The sequence below is a fragment of the Streptomyces sp. NPDC002845 genome (assembly GCF_053591955.1).
Genome location: NZ_JBSFUU010000023.1, coordinates 77,762 through 95,781, shown reverse-complemented (window position 1 = coordinate 95,781; position 18,020 = coordinate 77,762). Strand labels below are relative to the sequence as shown.

Annotated in this window: 14 protein-coding genes; 7 read left to right on the top strand and 7 right to left on the bottom strand. The window is 71.8% G+C overall.

All coding sequences use genetic code 11. The features are described from left to right. The first annotated feature begins 163 nt into the window (after positions 1–163). A complete protein-coding gene (locus ACWD3C_RS18790) occupies positions 164–1,219 on the top strand; it encodes a hypothetical protein (protein WP_451145220.1) in 1,056 nt (351 codons plus the stop codon). A gap of 15 nt (positions 1,220–1,234) precedes the next feature. Here the strand turns inward: ACWD3C_RS18790 and ACWD3C_RS18785 are convergent, their stop codons facing one another. After that, positions 1,235–3,349 (bottom strand): MMPL family transporter, encoded by a 2,115-nt coding sequence (locus tag ACWD3C_RS18785; protein WP_451145218.1) that lies wholly within the window; start codon positions 3,347–3,349, stop codon positions 1,235–1,237. Between the two features lie 364 nt (positions 3,350–3,713). On the opposite strand from ACWD3C_RS18785, the gene ACWD3C_RS18780 reads away from it, so the two are divergent. Further along, a complete protein-coding gene (locus ACWD3C_RS18780) occupies positions 3,714–4,994 on the top strand; it encodes a serine hydrolase domain-containing protein (RefSeq protein WP_451145216.1) in 1,281 nt (426 codons plus the stop codon). Between the two features lie 33 nt (positions 4,995–5,027). Here the strand turns inward: ACWD3C_RS18780 and ACWD3C_RS18775 are convergent, their stop codons facing one another. Next, the gene (locus ACWD3C_RS18775) at positions 5,028–5,696 is read right to left on the bottom strand and encodes a response regulator (protein WP_451145214.1); all 669 of its coding nucleotides are present in this window, start codon (positions 5,694–5,696) and stop codon (positions 5,028–5,030) included. After that, entirely contained in the window at positions 5,693–6,895 is a 1,203-nt protein-coding gene (locus ACWD3C_RS18770) for a sensor histidine kinase (protein ID WP_451145212.1), read from the bottom strand. The genes ACWD3C_RS18775 and ACWD3C_RS18770 overlap by 4 nt, the downstream gene beginning before the upstream one ends. A gap of 314 nt (positions 6,896–7,209) precedes the next feature. Between ACWD3C_RS18770 and ACWD3C_RS18765 the strand changes: the two genes are divergently transcribed. Then, the gene (locus ACWD3C_RS18765; RefSeq protein ID WP_451145210.1) at positions 7,210–9,009 is read left to right on the top strand and encodes a sulfatase-like hydrolase/transferase; all 1,800 of its coding nucleotides are present in this window, start codon (positions 7,210–7,212) and stop codon (positions 9,007–9,009) included. Here ACWD3C_RS18765 and ACWD3C_RS18760 read toward each other — a convergent pair. Both ACWD3C_RS18760 and ACWD3C_RS18755 read right to left on the bottom strand, forming a co-directional pair. Next, on the bottom strand, positions 8,999–9,793 hold the full coding sequence (locus tag ACWD3C_RS18760) for an IclR family transcriptional regulator (protein ID WP_451145208.1): 795 nt from the start codon (positions 9,791–9,793) through the stop codon (positions 8,999–9,001). The two genes, ACWD3C_RS18765 and ACWD3C_RS18760, sit on opposite strands and share 11 nt — an antisense overlap. A gap of 4 nt (positions 9,794–9,797) precedes the next feature. Continuing rightward, positions 9,798–10,223 (bottom strand): MarR family winged helix-turn-helix transcriptional regulator, encoded by a 426-nt coding sequence (locus ACWD3C_RS18755; protein WP_451145206.1) that lies wholly within the window; start codon positions 10,221–10,223, stop codon positions 9,798–9,800. Positions 10,224–10,476: 253 nt separating this feature from the next. Between ACWD3C_RS18755 and ACWD3C_RS18750 the strand changes: the two genes are divergently transcribed. From ACWD3C_RS18750 to ACWD3C_RS18735, 4 genes are read left to right on the top strand one after another with little or no spacing between them, the layout of a single operon-like run. Next, positions 10,477–11,394 (top strand): SDR family NAD(P)-dependent oxidoreductase, encoded by a 918-nt coding sequence (locus ACWD3C_RS18750; RefSeq protein ID WP_451145204.1) that lies wholly within the window; start codon positions 10,477–10,479, stop codon positions 11,392–11,394. Continuing rightward, entirely contained in the window at positions 11,394–12,269 is an 876-nt protein-coding gene (locus ACWD3C_RS18745; protein ID WP_451145202.1) for an amidohydrolase family protein, read from the top strand. The genes ACWD3C_RS18750 and ACWD3C_RS18745 overlap by 1 nt, the downstream gene beginning before the upstream one ends. A 38-nt stretch (positions 12,270–12,307) precedes the next feature. Then, complete coding sequence (gene menE / locus ACWD3C_RS18740) at positions 12,308–13,813, top strand: o-succinylbenzoate--CoA ligase (RefSeq protein WP_451145200.1); 1,506 nt, start codon at positions 12,308–12,310, stop codon at positions 13,811–13,813. Between the two features lie 14 nt (positions 13,814–13,827). Then, the gene (locus ACWD3C_RS18735) at positions 13,828–14,283 is read left to right on the top strand and encodes a MaoC family dehydratase (RefSeq protein WP_451145198.1); all 456 of its coding nucleotides are present in this window, start codon (positions 13,828–13,830) and stop codon (positions 14,281–14,283) included. Between the two features lie 129 nt (positions 14,284–14,412). Here the strand turns inward: ACWD3C_RS18735 and ACWD3C_RS18730 are convergent, their stop codons facing one another. Then, the gene (locus ACWD3C_RS18730; protein ID WP_451145196.1) at positions 14,413–16,095 is read right to left on the bottom strand and encodes a PHP domain-containing protein; all 1,683 of its coding nucleotides are present in this window, start codon (positions 16,093–16,095) and stop codon (positions 14,413–14,415) included. A 12-nt stretch (positions 16,096–16,107) separates the two neighbouring features. Beyond that, positions 16,108–17,952, bottom strand: a complete 1,845-nt coding sequence (locus ACWD3C_RS18725) for a LamG-like jellyroll fold domain-containing protein (RefSeq protein WP_451145194.1) — start codon at positions 17,950–17,952, stop codon at positions 16,108–16,110. Positions 17,953–18,020 lie beyond the last annotated feature (68 nt).

Genomic DNA, 18,020 nt, shown 5'->3' with positions numbered 1-18,020 from the left:
GTGAAGCAGTCACCTTCTCGGTTGCGAGCGGCGCTGCGAGGTGACGCGCCGGATCCGTCTCCACGAACGGCACCCTGGCTCGTCGGTCTCGCATGAACGCCCCTTCGGTCACGTGTCGGACACGTGTGCGGTGCCGGGTGCGGGTCTCGGGCAGCGTGGGGGCATGGCGAGACGCGGGGGATGTGTGACCGACGGGTGTCTGACCGTGCTGGCGCTTGCCCTGGTGCTGGTCGTGGGCTCATTGGTGTGGATGCGGATCGAGGACGGGCAGGCCGACGACGAGGCACATGACCAGGTGACGTCGTCCGTGAACGGGACGCGGGACAGGCTCTCGGACGCCGCCGGGGACGGAGCGCTGCTGGGTACGGAGATCGAGCGGGCGGTACGGACTCTGGGGAAGAGCCGGAGCGACGTCCGACGGGACGGCCGGCGGGTGACGGTGACCGCGCCTTTCATGGGGCAGGTGGGCGGCGGGTTCGGCCCTTCCGGTCACGCCGCAGGCTGCTACCGCTTCGAGGTGGTCCCGGCCGACGCCCCGCCGCCGGTCTCCGTGCGCGAAGTCCCGTCCGAGGCATGCCGGTTCAGCTCGCGCAGGCTCTACCGCGATCCCGCGGACGTCGTCGAGGACATCACCGTCGAACTCCGCGCGGCGGTGGCCGGGGGCGGTACCGAGGCCGCTGCCGGCGCCCCCGTCTGGGGCACGTGGGGCGTCGGCATCCAGGCCACCGATACCGAGGGCGGCCGGTTCACCGCGCTGGCCTGGCTGTCCGGGGGCACGGGCCCGCAAGGCAAGGACTGCTACGAGTTCCGGGTGCGGGCGCCACGCGCGGTGACCGCCGAGAAGCTGGAGCCGGACGGCTGTTATCGCATCGACCGGGAGCGGGACGCGCGGCAGGAGGCCGACAAGCGGGACCGACTCGACGCGAGCGCACGGAGGATCGAGCAACGCCTCGAACAAGCCCTCACGGACGGCACTCTCACGGACACCGAACTGCGGCAGGCCTTCGCGTTGCCGAGGACCGACGCCATGGGCCAGCCGGCGGTCGACGACCCGGTCGCCGAGCCCGTGCGTACGGAGCGGTCGTCCGCCGAGGTCATCGTCGTCGCCAGGGTCAGGCCGCTGGAGGGGGTGCGGTATGAAGGCTGTCACGAGTTCCGTGCCGACCTCGCGGAGAAGTCCGTCACCCGCCGGGCGGCGGGGACGGACTGTCTCTGGTGACGCTCTTCGGCGTCGTCAGGCGCTCGGAGTGAGTTCCTGCGGGCTGGGCTGGGGTGTCTCGTCCTCCTCCCGCAGCCCGAACCGGTCGTGCGCCCGCCGCAGCGGACCCGGGGCCCACCAGGCGTGCCGGCCGAGCAGGGTCATGGTCGCCGGGACGAGGAGCATGCGGACGACGGTGGCGTCGATGAGGACGGCCATCGTGAGCCCGAGGCCGATCTGGAGGATGGGGGAGAAGCCGCCGGTCATGAAGGCGGCGAAGACGACGGCGAGCAGGAGCGCGGCGCAGCTGACGACGCGGCCGGAGCGGCGCAGGCCCTCGACGACGGCCTCGCGGTCGTCGCCGGTCTGCCGCCGGACCTCGCGCATGCGGGCCAGGATGAACAACTCGTAGTCCATGGCGAGCCCGAAGGCGATCGCGACGATCAGCGGCGGCGCGGTCAGGCTCAGCGAGCCCAGGCCCTGGGTGCCCAGCAGCCCGGCCAGATGACCGTCCTGGAAGACCCAGACCACCGCGCCGAGCGCCGCGCCCAGGCTGAGCAGGGTGGTGAGGATCGTACGGAGCGGGATCAGGACCGATCCGGTGAAGGCGAACAGGAGGGTGAAAATGCCGACGAGGACGATGGCGACGCCCCAGGGCGCGCGCTCGGCGAGCATCTCGCGGAAGTCGACCAGGCGGGCCGCGACCCCGGTGACCTCGACGGGATCGTCGCCCCGGATCTCCCGTACCTGCTTGACCAGGCCGGTGGCCTCTTCGCCGTCGACGCTGCCGGGCGGCCGGATGCTGAGCACCGTGGTGCCGCCGGGCACGGTACGGGACTCGGTCGTGTCGGAGAGGGCCCGGATCCGGTCGGCCGTGGCCGGTTCGGTGCCGGGGCGGAGGACGACGGTGATGGTGCTGACCCCGGTTCCCGGCGGGAAGTGGGCGTCGACCGTGTCGTAGAGCTGCCGTGCCTCGGTGCTGGACGGGAGTTGCTGCGCGTCCCCGATGTTGATCTTTATGTCGGCGGCCGGCAGGGCGAGGACGAGCAGGGCGGGGACGACCGTGGCCAGGATCACGGCCGGGCGCCGGGCGGAGAAGCGGGCGAGGCGGGCGAAGACGCGGCCCTCCTCGACGCCGGGTTTCGGGCGCGCGGGGGTGATCTTCCCGCCGAACTTCGCGAGCAGCGCGGGCAGCAGGGTGAGCGCGGCGAGCATGTCGACGACGACCACGGCGGCCACGGCCAGGCCCATGCTGCGCAGGAACGGGCTGGGGAAGACCAGCAGCCCGGTCAGGCTGACGGCGACGGTGAGCCCGGAGAACAGGACGGTCCGCCCGGCCCGGGCCACGGTGCGGTGCACGGCCTCGATCACGTCGTCGGTGTGCCGCCGTTCCTCGCGGAAGCGGACCACCATCAACAGGGCGTAGTCCACGGCGAGTCCGAGGCCGAGCATCGTGGTGACCTGGATCGCGTACACGGAGATGTCGGTGACCTGGCTGAAGGCGAACAGCGCCAGGAACGCGCCCGCGATGCCGCTGACCGCGATGACCAGCGGGAGCCCGGCGGCGCGCAGCCCGCCGAAGATGACGAGCAGGAGGACGAGGACGACGGGCAGGGAGATGATCTCGGCGCGTGCCACGTCGCCCTGGGCCCGTTCGCCGATCTGCAGGCCGAGCAACGGGCCGCCGCTGACGTGGACGTCGGGTGCGTCGATCCGGTGGATGCGGTCGACCGCGGTGTCGAGGACTGTCTCCTCGGCGTCGTCGTCCAGGCCGCCGTCGAGCCTCACCGGGATGATCAGGGCCTGCCCGTCCTCGGCGGTCAGACCCGGCGTGGTGTAGGGATCGGGGACGGCGGCCACTCCGGCGATCTCCCTCACGTCGGCGACGGCGGTCTCGACCTGGGACCTGAGGCCCGGGTCGGAGACCGCGGCGCCCGCGACGACGGCGGTGATCGACTCACCGGCCGGGTCGGTGTCGTCGAGGTACTGGGCGGCCCGTTCCGACTCGGTGCCCGGGACGTCGGCCACGGAGTCGACGAGCCGCCCGAACACACCCGTGCCGAGACCGAAGCCGATCACCAGCATGAGCAGCCAGACGAAGATCACGGTGAGCGGACGGCGGGTCGCCGTCCGGGCGATGGTCTCTAGCACGAGGTGCCTCCCGGCGGTTCGGTTGTCATGGCTCACAGCGTGCTGCCGGGCGGGTGGTCACCGGATCGCCGGTGGGAGCGGTCTTGGGGACTCCCCCGTACGACGGATACGAGTGGCCGTCTCACTCCTCGGAGCGAGGGGCCCGTACTCGGCCGAGCGCTCCGCTGGAGGTTCGGTGCATCACCCGCGGGTCCGTCATGGCCGGTCGCGCCCCGCGGCGGAGCCGCTGATGTCACCGCCCCGCGCCTCTCTGGGGCGCTGCCGAACCGCACTGGACTTCGCCGGACCCGCTTGGTGTCCGGCGCGCGAGCAACGGGTGCGCATTTTCGGTGGCTCCGCCGGGCAACCGCGCTGGATTCCGCCCATGCCGGACACACACGGCACGTGTACGGACCAATTCGCCCCGGTGCGCGAGGCGTTGGCGGCCTCCCCGGACGACCGCGACGTGGGCGCCTCGGTGGCGGTGTACGTGGACGGCGAGCCGGTGGTCGACCTGTGGGGCGGCTACGCGGACGCGGCCCGCACGGTCCCCTGGGAGCGGGACACCATCACCAACGTCTGGTCCACCACCAAGACCATGGCGGCGCTGTGCGCGCTCGTCCTCGCCGACCGCGGCGCCCTCGACCTGGCCGCGCCGGTCGCCGCGTACCGGCCCGAGTTCGCCGCGGCGGGCAAGGAGGACGTACGGGTACGGCATCTGCTGTCGCACACGGCGGGCCTGCCGGCCTGGAGCGGACCGATGACGGTCGAGGACCTGTACGACTGGCCGACCGCCACCGCCCGGCTCGCCGCGCAGGAACCGGCCTGGAAGCCGGGAACCGAGGCCGGCTATCACTCCGTCACCTACGGGCACCTGATCGGAGAGGTCGTCCGCCGGGTCACCGGCCGCAGCACGGGCACCTTCCTCGCCGAAGAGGTGACCGGCCCGCTGTGCGCCGACTTCCACATCGGGCTGGCCGCCGAGCACGACCACCGGGTGGCCCCGATCCTGCTGCCGCCGCCCGCGCCGAAGGACGCCCCGCCCGTGTTCCCGCCGCGCGACGGCCCCGGCAGTCCGACCGTCCCGCCCGGCGTCGCCAACACCCCCGCCTGGCGGCGCGCCGAGATCCCGGCCGCGAACGGCCACGGCAATGCCCGCGTGAGCCGAAGGGGCGCGCCTGTGTCGAGAGGCCATGGGGGTCCCCCCGCGCGAGCGAAGCCGAGCGTGGGGGAGCGCGCAGGCCCGACGGAAGGAGGGTTGAGCACGTTCGGCCTCTCGACACAGGCTTTGGCGCCCCGGAGGCGAACCAACGATCGAACAGCGGCCGCCGTGCAGCCGGTGCTGGCCTGCGGCGGAGCGGCGCGTGGGGTGCGGCTGCTGTCGGCGGAGGGCTGTGAGCGGGTCCTTGAGGAGCAGTTCCACGGCACGGACCGGGTGCTGGGCGTGCCCATGCGGTATGGCATGGGCTACGGCCTGAACGCGGGTCAGCTGCCCAACCCCCGCACCTGCTTCTGGGGCGGCTGGGGCGGCTCGCTCATCGTGGTCGACCTCGACGCCCGCATGGCCGTGTCGTACGTCATGAACCAGATGATCGACGAGGGAGGTCTCGGCGACGAGCGGGGCTTCCTCCTCCTCGCGGCCGTCTACGAAGGGCTCTCCGGCTGACCGGCCCTGAGGGCCGGGACATGACGCAGTCCCTCACGGCGAGCCCGGTGTCACCAGCCCGGTCTCGTACGCGCAGATCACCGCCTGCACGCGGTCCCTGAGCCCCAGCTTGCTCAGCACGTTGCTGACGTGCGTCTTGACGGTGTGTTCGCTGACGAACAGCGTGGTCGCGATCTCCGCGTTGGACAGCCCGCGGGCCAGCAGCCGCAGGGTCTCCTCCTCGCGGGCGGTGAGCGCGTCGAGGCGGCGGGGCGGGGGCTCCACGGCGGCCTCGGCGCGGCGGCGCCGGATGATGTCGGCGACCAGACGGCGCGTCACGGAGGGCGCGAGGAGCGAATCGCCGGCCGCGACGACACGGACCGCGTGGACCAGGTCGTCCCGGCGGACGTCCTTCAGAAGAAAGCCGCTCGCGCCCGCGTAGAGCGCCTCGTACACGTACTCGTCGAGGTCGAACGTGGTCAGCATGACGACCCGGCAGCCGGACCGCGCGCACACCAGCCGGGCGGCCTCCAGGCCGTCCATGCGGGGCATGCGGATGTCGAGCAGCAGGACGTCGGGGGCGTGTCGCCGGACCGCCGCGACGGCCTCCTCGCCGTCCCCGGCCTCCGCCACCACCTCGATGTCGTCCTGCGCCTCCAGGATCATGCTGAAGCCGCTGCGGACCAGTTCCTGGTCGTCGGCGACGACCACCCGGATGCTCACCCCAGCGCCGTCTGCCGGTCCACGGCGGCCGGGAGGTGGACGAGGACCCGGAAACCGCCGTCGGACCCACGGCCCGCGGACGCGGTGCCCCCGCATGCGGCGGCCCGTTCACGCAGCCCGATCAGACCGTGGCCGCCGCCCTGGCCGGCCTCCGCCGGGCCGCGACCGTCGTCCGTCACCGTGAGGGTCAATTCGTGCTCCGTCCAGTCCAGTTTCACCCGGGCAGAGGAAGCGTACGCGTGCTTCACCGTGTTGGTCAGGGCTTCCTGGACCACGCGGTAGGCGGCGACCTCGGTGTCGGGGTGCAGCGGGCGGGGCTCCCCGGACCCGCGCAGCTCGATCCGCAGTCCCGTGGACTCCTCGACCTGGCGGACCAGTTCGGGCAGGGCGGCGACGCCGGGCTGCGGGAGCAGGGCCGCGACCGACGTCCCGTTCACCTGCTCCTCCTTGAGGACGCCGAGGATGCGCCGCAGTTGGGTCATCGCGTCGCGTCCGCTTGCCGCGATCGCGTCGAACGCGGCCTCGGCGCGCGCCGGATCGCTGCGTACGACCACCGGCCCGGCCTCGGCCTGGACCACCATCAGGCTCACCGCGTGGGCGAGGATGTCGTGCATGTCCCGGGCGATACGGGCGCGTTCCTGCGCCATGGCCCGGGCGGTGTCGGCGGCCCGCTCCCGCTCCAGACGGCGGGCCCGGTCCTCCAGCTCACCGGCGTACGCGCGCTGGACCCGGCTGAGCATGCCCACCGCGTACGCGGCGACGAAGGTCAGCAACTGGAAGGCGTACGCGAAGGGGTGGGCGTCCTCCTTGTGGAGGATGGTCAGCGAGGCACCGATCAGCCAGCCCACCAGCATGAACCGCCGCTGCCGGGGCGGGGAGAGCGCGGCCATCGTGTAGAGGACGACCAGACCGCCGTACGCCACGTCCGGCGGTGGCGCGTGGTAGAGCGCCATGGCGACCGTGGCCGCGGACACGGCTACGGCCGAGGTGAACGGCGCCCGGCGCCGCCACACGAGCGGCACGGCGGTGGCGGCCCCCAGGAGGAACCCCTGCCAGGAGAGCCGGTCGTCGCTCTCGTCAGGGAAGATCCACTGCAGGGAGGCGGCGAACAGCACCAGCGCGGCGAGCGCGGTGTCGACGTACGGGTTCGTCGTCCGCAGCCGTGTGGCGACGGGTGTGATCCATGACTGGGCGGGCATCGGCGGCTCCTCGGGGCCAGGGCCGTTTCAGTATCCGGGGCGCGAACGGCCAAGACCTCACCGGTGCGAGGGATTTCCAGGGCCGGATGACGAAGCTCGCCCTCGCCCGATGGAACCGGATCGCTGGATTGTCCCTCTCTAGGGTCGGGCGCCGTCCAGAGTCGTACGGAGCCCCAAGGGCACCCCGGTGAACTGCCGCAACCCGGTGTTCGTACCCTGTGCAGGGTCGTGCACCCAAGTGCCCTCTTCACGACCGTGCACGACCACCCGCCGCGGACCTGACCACCCGCGGCCGAACCACAACAGGAGCCCGTATGCCCAGCCGCCGCCGATTCCTCGCCGGATCCGCCGCCGTTGGCGTGACCGGAGCGGTGGCCGGATGCACCGCGCACGAGAGCCGCAAGGGGGGCAAGGGCCCGGAGGCGGCCCGTCCGTCGGCCTCGGTCGTGCCCGCCGCCCAGTCCCCGAACCGCCCGCTGAACTTCGTGGTGATCCTCGCGGACGACCTCGGCTACGGCGAACTCGGCTCGTACGGGCAGAAGTTGATCCAGACCCCGCGCCTGGACGCCCTGGCCGCCGAGGGCCTGCGCTTCACCGACGCCTACGCCAACGCCCCGGTCTGCGCGCCCGCGCGCTGCTCCCTGCTCACCGGCCTGCACAGCGGCCACGCGACCGTGCGTGAGAACCCGTGGGGCCCGGGGGGCCAGGCCAGCCTCAGCGACCGTGACTTCACCTTCGCGGAGGTGCTGCGAGCCCGCGGCTACCGGACCGGCCTGATCGGCAAGTGGGGCTTCGGGCCCGAGCGGCCGGACCAGCCGAGCCACCCCAACGCCCGTGGTTTCGAGGAGTTCTACGGCTACCTCGGGCACCACCACGCGCACGACTACTACCCGAAGTTCCTGTGGGACAACGGCACCCGGCGGCAGATCCCCCAGAACCGGCGCGGGGCCCGCAAGGTGTACGCGCCGGACCTCATCCAGCAGCGTTCGCTGGACTTCATCGACGCGCACCAGGACGAGTCGTTCCTGCTCTACCTCGCGCCGACCGTCCCGCACGCCCCCAGCACCGACCCGCACCTCGGCACGTACGCGGCCCAGCCCTGGACCGGACCCAACAAGGCCCACGCCGCCCAGGTCAGCTCCTTCGACAACCTCGTCGGCAGTGTCGTCGACCGGCTCACCGACCTCGACATCGCCGAGTACACCGTGGTCCTGGTCACCAGCGACAACGGCCCGCACGAGGAGGGCGGCACCGATCCCGGGTTCTTCGACGCGAGCGGCCCGTTGCGCGGCCTGAAGCGCAATCTCTACGAGGGCGGCATCCGCGTACCGCTCATCGCCTGGTCGCCGGGGCGCGTCCCGGTCGGCGTCAGCGACCGGCCGACCCCGCTGACCGACCTGCTGCCGACCCTGGCCGAACTCGCGGGCGCGCCCGCCCCGTCGGACATCGACGGCCTCTCGATCGCCCCGTTGCTGCAGGGCGGCGCTCATGCCGCCCGCCACGACCACCTGTACTTCTACCGCAACCACAGCGGGTTCACCCCGACCGCCGCCGCCGAGGACGGCGGCCGGCAGCGAAGCCTGGCCGAGGCGGTGCGGCGGGGCGATCTGAAGGCGGTGCGGTTCGCGCCGGGCCGGAGCCGGAGCGTGCCCGACGACCTGTGGGATGTCGAGCTGTACGACCTCGCCAAGGACCCCGGCGAGCAGGACGACCTCGCGGCGGCGCGGCCCGCCGAGGCCGACGCGATGGTGCGGCTCATGCGGTCCTCGTGGTCCGACACCTACGAGCGCGAGCCGTTCGGCGTCACCCTCCAGGTGACCCGGCGGAACGGGCAGTTCCTCGTGACCGCCACCTTCGCCAACGGCTCCTCCCGGCCCTGGACCGGCGCCCGGCTCGCCCTTCAGGCACCCGTCCGGTGGCAGGTACGCGCCCTCGACACCGTGACCGCGGACCGCATCCCCGTGGGCGGCCGGCTCACCGCCCGCTGGATGGTCCTGCCCGCCAAGGACGCGGGGCGCGGCCGGCTGATCTGCCGGGGGACGGCCACGCACGCGGGCTCCATGGTGACGTACGCGACGCGGACGACCGTGGGCGCCAAGCGCCTCATCCCGTAGCGTCCGGCTGCCAGCCCAGGGCCCGGGAGATCCCGAGCCCCGCCAGCCGCACGGCCGGGACCAACGCCGGGACCTGGGCGCCGCGTTGGGGCACGACCACCGACACGGCCGCGACGACCTCCCCGCTCTGGCCGCGTACGGGGGCCGCTACCGACAGGGCGTCGTCGGTGACCTGACGGCTGCTCACCGCCGCCCCCGTGCGCCGCACTTCGGCCAGCACCCGCCGCAGGCGCGCCTCCTCGGTGATGGTGTACGGCGTGAAGGAGGCCAACGGCCCCTCGCAGTACGCCTCCTGGAAGCCGGGCTCGCTGTGCGCGAGCAGCGCGAGACCCACGCCGGTCGCGTGCAGCGGCCAGCGGGCGCCGACCCGGATGTGCACGCCGACGGCCGAACGCCCGGAGAGCCACTCGATGTAGACGACCTCGCCGCCGTCACGGACCGCCAACTGCACGTTCTCGTGCGTCGCCTCGTACAGGTCCTCCAGGTACGGCAGCGCGATCTGCCGCAGCGCCAGCCCGCGCGGGGCGAGGGCCGCCACTTCCCACAGCCGCAGCCCCACGTGGTAGAGGCCGGACGCGTCCCGTTCCAGCGCGCCCCACTCGGTGAGCGCGCCGGCCAGCCGGTGCGTGGTGGTGAGCGTGAGCCCGGCCCGGCGGCTGATGTCGGTGAGGGTGAGCGCCGGGTGGTCGTGGTCGAAGGCGGCGAGCACGGCGAGCAGCCGGTCCGGCGCGGAGCGCGCCGCCGGAGCCGCCCGGGGCGGCACGGCGTCGGCGGTCATCGGCATGGCGTCACCCGAGCCCGCTCTCGGCGAGTTTCTGCAGCAGCGAGTGGAGCATGCCGCGCTCCGTGGCGTCGAGGGGCTGGAGCAGTTCGTTCGTGGCGCGCTGCCCGGCCTCGTCCGAGTCGCGCAGGAAGGCCCGGCCGTCCTCGGTCAGGACGATGATCCGGCTGCGCCGGTCGTCGGGGGAGGGGCGGCGCTCGACGAACCCCAGCTTCTCCAGGTCGTCGACCAGACCGACGATCGCGCTCGGGTCGTAGCCGAGCGAGGCGCTCAGCTCGCGCTGGAGCGCGCCCGGGGAGGTGGTGAGGAAGCGCAGCAGGGCGTAGTGGCGCAGGCGCAGCCCCGACTCCTGGAGGGAGGCGTTGAACAGCTGGCCGGAGCGCAGGCCGAGGCGGTAGAGCAGATAGCCCGTGTCCGCGTGCAGCCCGCGCATCCACGGCTCGTGCGCGTCGATGGGGGCAGGGCCTGCGGCATGGTGGGTGGTCGGCCGGCTGGCGATGGCGGGCTCCCTGGTCGAGGCCCCGGGCGGGGCGGTGCGGACGTACTGCCCCCAGCATGACGCACGGGCGAGTCGGCAACAACTATTGACGTCAACAATTATTGCTCTTAACTTCTATCTCGACATCGTGGCCGCAGACGGACCCGACGTCACCCCCGCACACGAAGTCGCACCGAAGGGACCCCTCGTGCCCAGCACTGATCTCACCGGCAAGGTCGCCGTCGTCACCGGCAGCGGCCGTGGTCTCGGACTGGCCTACGCTCAGGCCCTGGCCGCCCACGGCGCCTCGGTCGTCGTCAACGACATCGACGAGGCCGTGGCCGAGCAGGCCGTGAAGTCCATCACCGAGGCGGGCGGCAAGGCCGTGGCCGAGGTGGTCGCCGTCGGCACGTCCGAGGCCGCGGACCGGCTGGTCGAGCGCGCCGTGAGCGAGTTCGGGCGCCTCGACATCCTGGTCACCAACGCGGGCATCCTCCGCGACAAGGTCCTGTGGAAGATGTCCGACGACGACTTCGACGCGGTGATCACCACCCACCTCAAGGGCACCTTCACCTGCGCCCGCGCCGCCGCCGTCCGCATGCGCGAGCAGGGCGAGGGCGGCACCCTGATCCTGGTCGGCTCCCCGGCCGGACAGCGCGGCAACTTCGGCCAGACGAACTACTCCGCAGCCAAGGCGGGCATCGCCGCCATGGCCCGCACCTGGTCGATGGAGCTGGGCCGGGCGAACATCACCGTCAACGCGATCGTGCCGATCGCGGCCACCGCCATGACCGAGACCATCCCGGTCTTCGCCCCGTACGTGGAGGCCCTGCGCGAGGGCAAGCCGTTCCCCGACTTCCTCCGCAAGGGCGAGGGCTTCGGCACCCCCGAGGACTGCGCGGGCCTGATCCCGTTCCTCGCCTCCGAGGCCGCCCGCGGCATCACCGGCCAGGCCATCGGCATCGGCGGCGACAAGGTGTCACTCTGGTCTCATCCGCAGGAGATCAAGGCGGCGTACGCGGACGGCGGCTGGACCCCTCAGGCGCTCGCCGACGTCTGGCCGAACTCGCTGGGCGCCGAGCCGCAGACCGTGGGAGTGCCCGCCCCGAAGTTCCCGGAGGCGTGATGAACCCCGACGACCTGGTGGCCATCGACGTCCACACCCACGCCGAGGTCTCCTCCAAGGGCAAGTCCTCGCTGGACGACGACCTGCACGACGCGTCGTCCGCCTACTTCAAGGTCGAGGGCAAGCGGAAGCCCACCCTTCAGGAGACGGCCGCCTACTACCGCGAGCGGAAGATGGCCGCCGTGATCTTCACGGTCGACGCCGAGTCCGCCACCGGCACCGAGCCCATCGCCAACGAGGAGGTCGCCGAGGCCGCGGCTGCCAACCCGGACGTACTGATCCCCTTCGCCTCCATCGACCCGTTCCGCGGCAAGGCCGGAGTGAAGCAGGCCCGGCGCCTGGTCGAGGAGTACGGGGTGAAGGGCTTCAAGTTCCACCCCAGCATCCAGGCCTTCTTCCCCAACGACAGGTCGGTGGCGTACGACCTGTACGAGGTCATCGAGGAGACCGGCACCATCGCCCTCTTCCACACGGGCCAGACGGGCATCGGCGCCGGCGTGCCCGGCGGCGGAGGCATCCGTCTGAAGTACTCCAACCCCCTGCACGTGGACGATGTGGCCGCCGACTTCCCGCACCTGAAGATCATCCTGGCGCACCCGTCCTTCCCCTGGCAGGACGAGGCGCTCGCCGTGGCCACGCACAAGCCGGGCGTTCATATCGACCTGTCCGGGTGGTCGCCGAAGTACTTCCCGCCGCAGCTCGTGCAGTACGCGAACACGCTGCTCAAGGACAAGGTGCTGTTCGGTTCCGACTACCCGGTGCTCACGCCCGACCGCTGGCTCGCGGACTTCGACAAGCTGTCCATCAAGGACGAGGTCAAGCCGAAGATCCTCAAGGAGAACGCGGCCCGCCTGCTCGGGCTGACGAAACCGTAAGGGGCACCCCATGTGCAAAGACGGACAGGGGCGGACAGATGCGCAATGAGGGACTGGGGTCATGGCCCGCACGCCGGGCCCGCAAGACCCCCGGACGCACCGCCCTGATCCACGGGGGCACCAGCATCACGTACGCGGAGCTGTACGAGCGCACCACGCGCCTCGCCCACGCCCTGCGCGCCGCCGGCCTGCGCCGCGGTGACCGGATCGCCTACCTGGGCCCCAACCACCCCTCCTACCTGGAGACACTGTTCGCCGCGGGCACCCTCGGCGCGGTCTTCGTCCCGCTCAACACCCGCCTCGCCGGACCCGAGATCGCCTACCAGCTCGCCGACTCGGGCGCCAGGATCCTCGTCTACGCGCCCTCGCACGCGGGGCTCGTCGCGGGCCTGCCGGGCAGCACGGACGTCCGTACGTACGTCGAGGTCGGCGGGGAGTACGAGGGGTTGCTCGCCGGAGCCGAGGACGAGCCGATCGACCAGCCCGTCACCCCCGACGACACCTGCATCGTCATGTACACCTCGGGGACCACCGGCCGCCCCAAGGGCGCCATGCTCACCCATGGCAACCTGACCTGGAACGCGGTCAACGTCCTCGTCGACACCGACCTGATCACCGACGAACGCGCCCTGGTCTCCGCCCCGTTGTTCCACACGGCCGGGCTGAACATGCTCACCCTGCCCGTGCTGCTCAAGGGCGGCACCTGCGTCCTCGTCGAGGCCTTCGACCCGTCGGCCACCTTCGACCTGATCGAACGGCACCGGATCACCTTCATGTTCGGGGTGCCCACCATGTTCGACCAGGTGGCCCGGCACGAGCGCTGGGCCGACGCGGACCTGTCGTCGCTGCGCATCCTGACGTGCGGCGGTTCACCGGTCCCGACGCCGCTGATCGCCAGGTACCAGGAGCGGGGGCTCACCTTCCTCCAGGGCTACGGCATGACCGAGGCGGCCCCCGGCACGCTCTTCCTGGACGCCGAGCACGCGATCGGCAAGGCGGGTTCGGCGGGCGTACCCCACTTCTTCAGCGACGTACGCGTCGTCCGGCCGGACATGACACCGGTCGACGTCGACGAGACGGGCGAGGTGGCCGTGCGCGGGCCGCACGTCATGCCCGGCTACTGGGGGCTGCCCGAGGAGACGGCCGCCGTGTTCGTGGACGGCTGGTTCCGCAGCGGGGACGCCGCGCGGGTCGACGAGGACGGCTACGTCTACATCGTCGACCGCATCAAGGACATGATCATCTCGGGTGGCGAGAACATCTACCCCGCCGAGATCGAGGACCAGCTCCTCTCCCACCCCGGCGTCGTCGAGTGCGCGGTCATCGGCGTGCCCGACGACAAGTGGGGCGAGGTACCGCGCGCGGTCGTCGTCCCCCGCGAGGGCGCCGAGCTGGACCCGGACGAGGTCCTCGCGTCCCTGGCCGGACGGCTCGCCAAGTACAAGATCCCCAAGTCGGTGGTGATCGCGGACGAACTCCCGCGGACCGCCTCCGGCAAGCTTCTGAAGTCCCGGGTGCGTAAGCGCTTCGGCAACAACTCTTAGTTAAGGAACGCCATATGAGCATCACCGTGAACGGCCTCGACGAGCTGAAGAAGCTGGCCGGCAGCGATCTCGGTACCAGTGAGTGGATCGAGATCACCCAGGAGCGGATCAACACGTTCGCAGACGCCACCGGGGATCACCAGTGGATCCACGTTGATCCCGAGCGGGCCAAGGAGGGGCCGTTCGGTGCCCCTATCGCGCACGGGTATCTGACGCTTGCCCTCTTCATCCCGCTGTTCACCGAGCTGCTGGATGTTCAGGGGGTCACGACCAAGGTCAACTACGGGCTGAACAAGGTGCGGTTCCCCTCGCCGGTGAAGGTCGGGTCGCGGATTCGGCTGGTCGGGAAGCTGGCGTCGGTCGAGGATGTGCCCGGTGGGGTGCAGATCGCTGTTGACGGCACGATTGAGATCGAGGGGGGTGCGAAGCCGGCGGCGGTGCTTCAGAGTCTGTCGCGGTTCTACGCCTGAGAGCTCGGCTGCAATGTCGTATGGCGGGTGCGGGCCGTCTGTGGCTTGTCGCGCCCACGCGGCGGAGCCGCACGATGTCACAGCCCCGCGCCCCTTGAGGGGCGCGGTACTGCGCCGGGATGTGAACAGTCAGGCAACGTCCACGAACACCGGATTCGAGTAGAACCATGTGTCCGCCCACGGGTCGCCGTTGCCCGGCTCGTGGGGGAGCGGGCCATGGGGGTCGACCGTGGCCCCCAGATATCCCGTTCCGTTGTGGTTGCCGTCGCTGCCGCGTAGGCGGACGTAGAAGGGGTCGTCGCCCGCTTCCAGTGGGATGCGTAGGGTGTACGTCCCCTTCCGGCCGCTCACGTCCAAGGCGCGGACGACCCGGGTGTCGGGTGCCTGCCACGTGTCCTGGTCGGCCGCCGGGCCGTGTACCGTGCCGCGGATCACGTCCACGTGGGCCAGCTCGGGGAGGATTCCCCAGGGGTTGGGGCGGGAGGCGCTCGTCACGGTGATGTACAGGGTGAGCTTCTCGCCCCGGCGGACGCGCAGCCGCCCGCCCAGCGTGACTCCGCGCCCCCGGTCGCAGTCCCGCTTCAGGCGGACGTCGAGGCCGTCGAGCAGATGCCCGTGATCGAGCCAGACCCGGCCCGCGCGCAGGCCCGCCATGACCGCGCGGTAGCCGTAGCGCGTGACGCCGACGTGGGTGCGGCTGAACTGGCCCGGCCAGAAGTCGCTGCCCGGCTGCGGGGTGTCGGTGTTCACCGGGTCGGGCAGTCGGCCGGTGTTGTCGAAGTTCTGGCCGGGCGGCCAGTCGCCGTTCCGCCAGGTGTCGAACACGATGCGGTGCGCGTCGGAGTTCGTGGTGATCGAGAACAGGCTGCCTTCTGCCAGCATCGAGTCCCACAGGCCACCGACCGTCGCGGTCGCCCAGTCGAAGCCGCCGTACGTGAGGTACGCCTCCGCCGGGTAGCCGGGCCAGGACTGGGCGGACGGCTTGTTCTCGTACTCGCCCCGGATCGAGGTCGTTCCGCGCCAGCCGGGTATGGCCGCGCCCTGGGCACCCGGCGCGCCCTCCATGCCGATCATGATCTCGGGGGCCGCATTTTTCCCTCCACCCCGCCCGGCGTCTCGCCAGGCCCGCATCTCGTGCGGGGAGTCGATGCCCAGGCGCATGGGGTGGTTGGCGAGCACCAGTACGTCGTCGACGTACCCGGAGCGGCGCTGCTCGGCCAGCCACCGGATGGCCTTGACGGCGTGTGCCTCGTTGCGTGCGGTGTCCGCGTCGCCGGGGCCGCCCTTGTCGTAGCCCAGCAGCTTGCCGTCGTAGGCGTTCTCGAACCTCGTGAGGACGTCGACCTCGTGCGGGCCGGGCGCCACGAAGACCGTGCAGTGCTCGGCGGCCGGGATGTACCACTCCAGGCCCTGGAAGATCAGCTGACGCGGGTTCTCGGCACGGGCCCTGAGGATCTCCTCGTGCTCCAGTGGGGCCCCGTACTTGGCGTGCCCGATGTTGGAGTGCTCGGTGAACACCATCCAGTCGAGGCCGTACTTCGCGCCCGCTTCGGCGAGTTGGGAGAACGTGTACTTGGCGTCGTGGCTGTAGACGGTGTGGATGTGGTGGTCGCCGACGAGATAGGCGAGGCGGGGGTCGTTGCCGCCGTAGCGCCGGCCGGCGGCAGTGGCGGGGGTGGCCGCGGGGCCGAGCGCGAAGGCGGCTCCGAACAGGCCCGCGCGGCACAGGAGTTGGCGTCTCGACACGCCCTGGGCGTCCAGGGCGGCGGGGGAGACGGACGGGTCGGCCCAGGTGGGCAGCTGCTGACTCATGGCTCTCCGGGCTCAGTGGGTCATGAAGGACGTGACGGGCAGCGCCCGTTCGACGATCCGGACGTCGCCGAGCCGTCCGTGCAGGATCTGGTCGATCCGGCCCCCGTACTCGTAGCCGCCCAGCAGCCACGGCAGCCCGAGCGAGGTCAGCCCGACGGCCGCCGCCTTCGGGTTCCGTACGACGGGGCAGCCCTGGACGTACAGCGTGGTCCGCCGGCCGTCGTTGACGACCGCGAGGTGCCACCAGGTCTCCAGCGGGGTCTCCTGTCCCCAGTTGGTCGCGATGCCCTGCTGGTTGAGCGGGCGCACGGCCCACTGGGGCTCGCGGTCGTTCGAGAGCGACAGCGTGGCGAGCGGCTCGTCGGGGTCGTCCTCGGTTTTGCCCGCGCCGCCGCCGGTGCCGGTGCGGCTGATCAGTCCCGCCCAGGCGTGGCGTGAGGGGTTCCAGTCGGCGGGGAGGCGGTAGAAGGCCTCGATGGTGTAACCGGCCCCGAACGTGGCCGAGTTGAGAGGCGCCCCGTCGACCGTCCGCAGGTACGCGCCCCGCAGCGGAGGCTTGCCGCCGTGGAACTCCAGGCTGCCGTGGCCGGGTTGGTCCGGGTGGTGGTCCGCCGACCAGGTCAGGCTGGAGCCGCCGACCGTGACCAGGGCGAGGTCGTTGCCGTGCCCGGACAGGTCCCGGACGGTGCCGTCGACCACGGCCCCGTCCTGCCCGCCGTCGAAGCGCCAGTACGCCACCGTGCCGCGCACGAGCATCTGAGAGGCGGGCCGGGACGGGCGCGCGGGCACCGGCGCGAAGCCCGAGAAGCGGTCCTCGAAGTCGATCGGGACCGAGAACCGGTCGGCGTCACCCGTGAGTTCGATCTCCTGCCGCTCCAGCTCGTTGAGCCCCTTGGCGGCCCGGCCCAGGATCCACGGGGAGATCGTCTCCACGTCGATGGTGTTCCGGTCGAGGTCGAAGCGGTAGAGGCGGATCATCGCCGCGCCGCCGAAGTAACGGTTCTGATAGTTCGTCAGATGCAGGTGGGCCTCATGTCCCGCCGCGTTCTCGCGCGTCGCGCGGGCGGCGGGCCAGTAGTGCCCGTTGAGGGTGAGGAAGATCTGGTCGTGGTCCTTGATCAGCCGGTCCCACAGCTTCTGCCCGTACGAGGAGAGCGCGTCGTCCTCGTGGACCAGCTCGTGCGTGGTGAGGATGACGGGCGCCTGAGGGTGCCGGGCCATGACCTCCTCGGCCCACGCGACCCCCTTCGCCGACAGCCGCCAGTCCAGCGCGAGCACCATCCACTCCCGCCCGGCCGCGCGGAACAGGTGGAAGGAGTTGTAGCCGTCCGGGGAGGCGCCGCCGAACGTGGCCTTCCCCTCGAAACGGTCCGGCCCGAAGACGTCCAGGTACGGGGACGCGCCCCGCTGGTCGTCGGTGGACGAGCGGACGTCGTGGTTGCCGGCGAGGACGCTGTAGCCCACGCCCCGCCGGTCGAGCAGCCGGAACGCCTCGCCGATCGCCGCGACTTCGTCCTCGGTGCCGTTCTGGGTGAGGTCTCCGAGGTGGGACAGGAAGACGATGTTCTCGTCCCGCCCGTCCTCCAGCAGATAGCGCAGGGACGCCTCCACAGGCGCCTTGTCGATGCTCGGCCCGTCGAAGAGGTACTGGGTGTCGGGCATCACGGCGAGAGTGAAACGGCGGCTGTCGGGGTCGGGGCGCCGGCGTGCGGTAACGGCTTCGGCGGGCGCGGCCTGTGCGGCGGCCACGGGCAGCGCGGCCGCCGTCGCGCCCATGAGGGCCGTGGCGCGGAGGAAGTGACGTCTGCCCGCGTGGGCGTGGGCGGACTCCTGCCCCGGTTCGTGCGAGGTGCACACAGTGTCTCCGTAGGAAGGCGTAGGAAGGCGTAGGAAGGCGTAGAAAGGCGTAGGAAGGCGTGGGAAAG

Coding starts and splice junctions, on each gene's coding strand:
- ACWD3C_RS18730 (WP_451145196.1), bottom strand. CDS start 16,095: ATGAGTCAGCAGCTGCCCACCTGGGCCGACCCGTCCGTCTCCCCCGCC.
- ACWD3C_RS18780 (WP_451145216.1), top strand. CDS start 3,714: ATGCCGGACACACACGGCACGTGTACGGACCAATTCGCCCCGGTGCGC.
- ACWD3C_RS18770 (WP_451145212.1), bottom strand. CDS start 6,895: ATGCCCGCCCAGTCATGGATCACACCCGTCGCCACACGGCTGCGGACG.
- ACWD3C_RS18765 (WP_451145210.1), top strand. CDS start 7,210: ATGCCCAGCCGCCGCCGATTCCTCGCCGGATCCGCCGCCGTTGGCGTG.
- ACWD3C_RS18745 (WP_451145202.1), top strand. CDS start 11,394: ATGAACCCCGACGACCTGGTGGCCATCGACGTCCACACCCACGCCGAG.
- ACWD3C_RS18760 (WP_451145208.1), bottom strand. CDS start 9,793: ATGCCGATGACCGCCGACGCCGTGCCGCCCCGGGCGGCTCCGGCGGCG.
- ACWD3C_RS18755 (WP_451145206.1), bottom strand. CDS start 10,223: ATGCGCGGGCTGCACGCGGACACGGGCTATCTGCTCTACCGCCTCGGC.
- ACWD3C_RS18735 (WP_451145198.1), top strand. CDS start 13,828: ATGAGCATCACCGTGAACGGCCTCGACGAGCTGAAGAAGCTGGCCGGC.
- ACWD3C_RS18790 (WP_451145220.1), top strand. CDS start 164: ATGGCGAGACGCGGGGGATGTGTGACCGACGGGTGTCTGACCGTGCTG.
- menE (WP_451145200.1), top strand. CDS start 12,308: ATGCGCAATGAGGGACTGGGGTCATGGCCCGCACGCCGGGCCCGCAAG.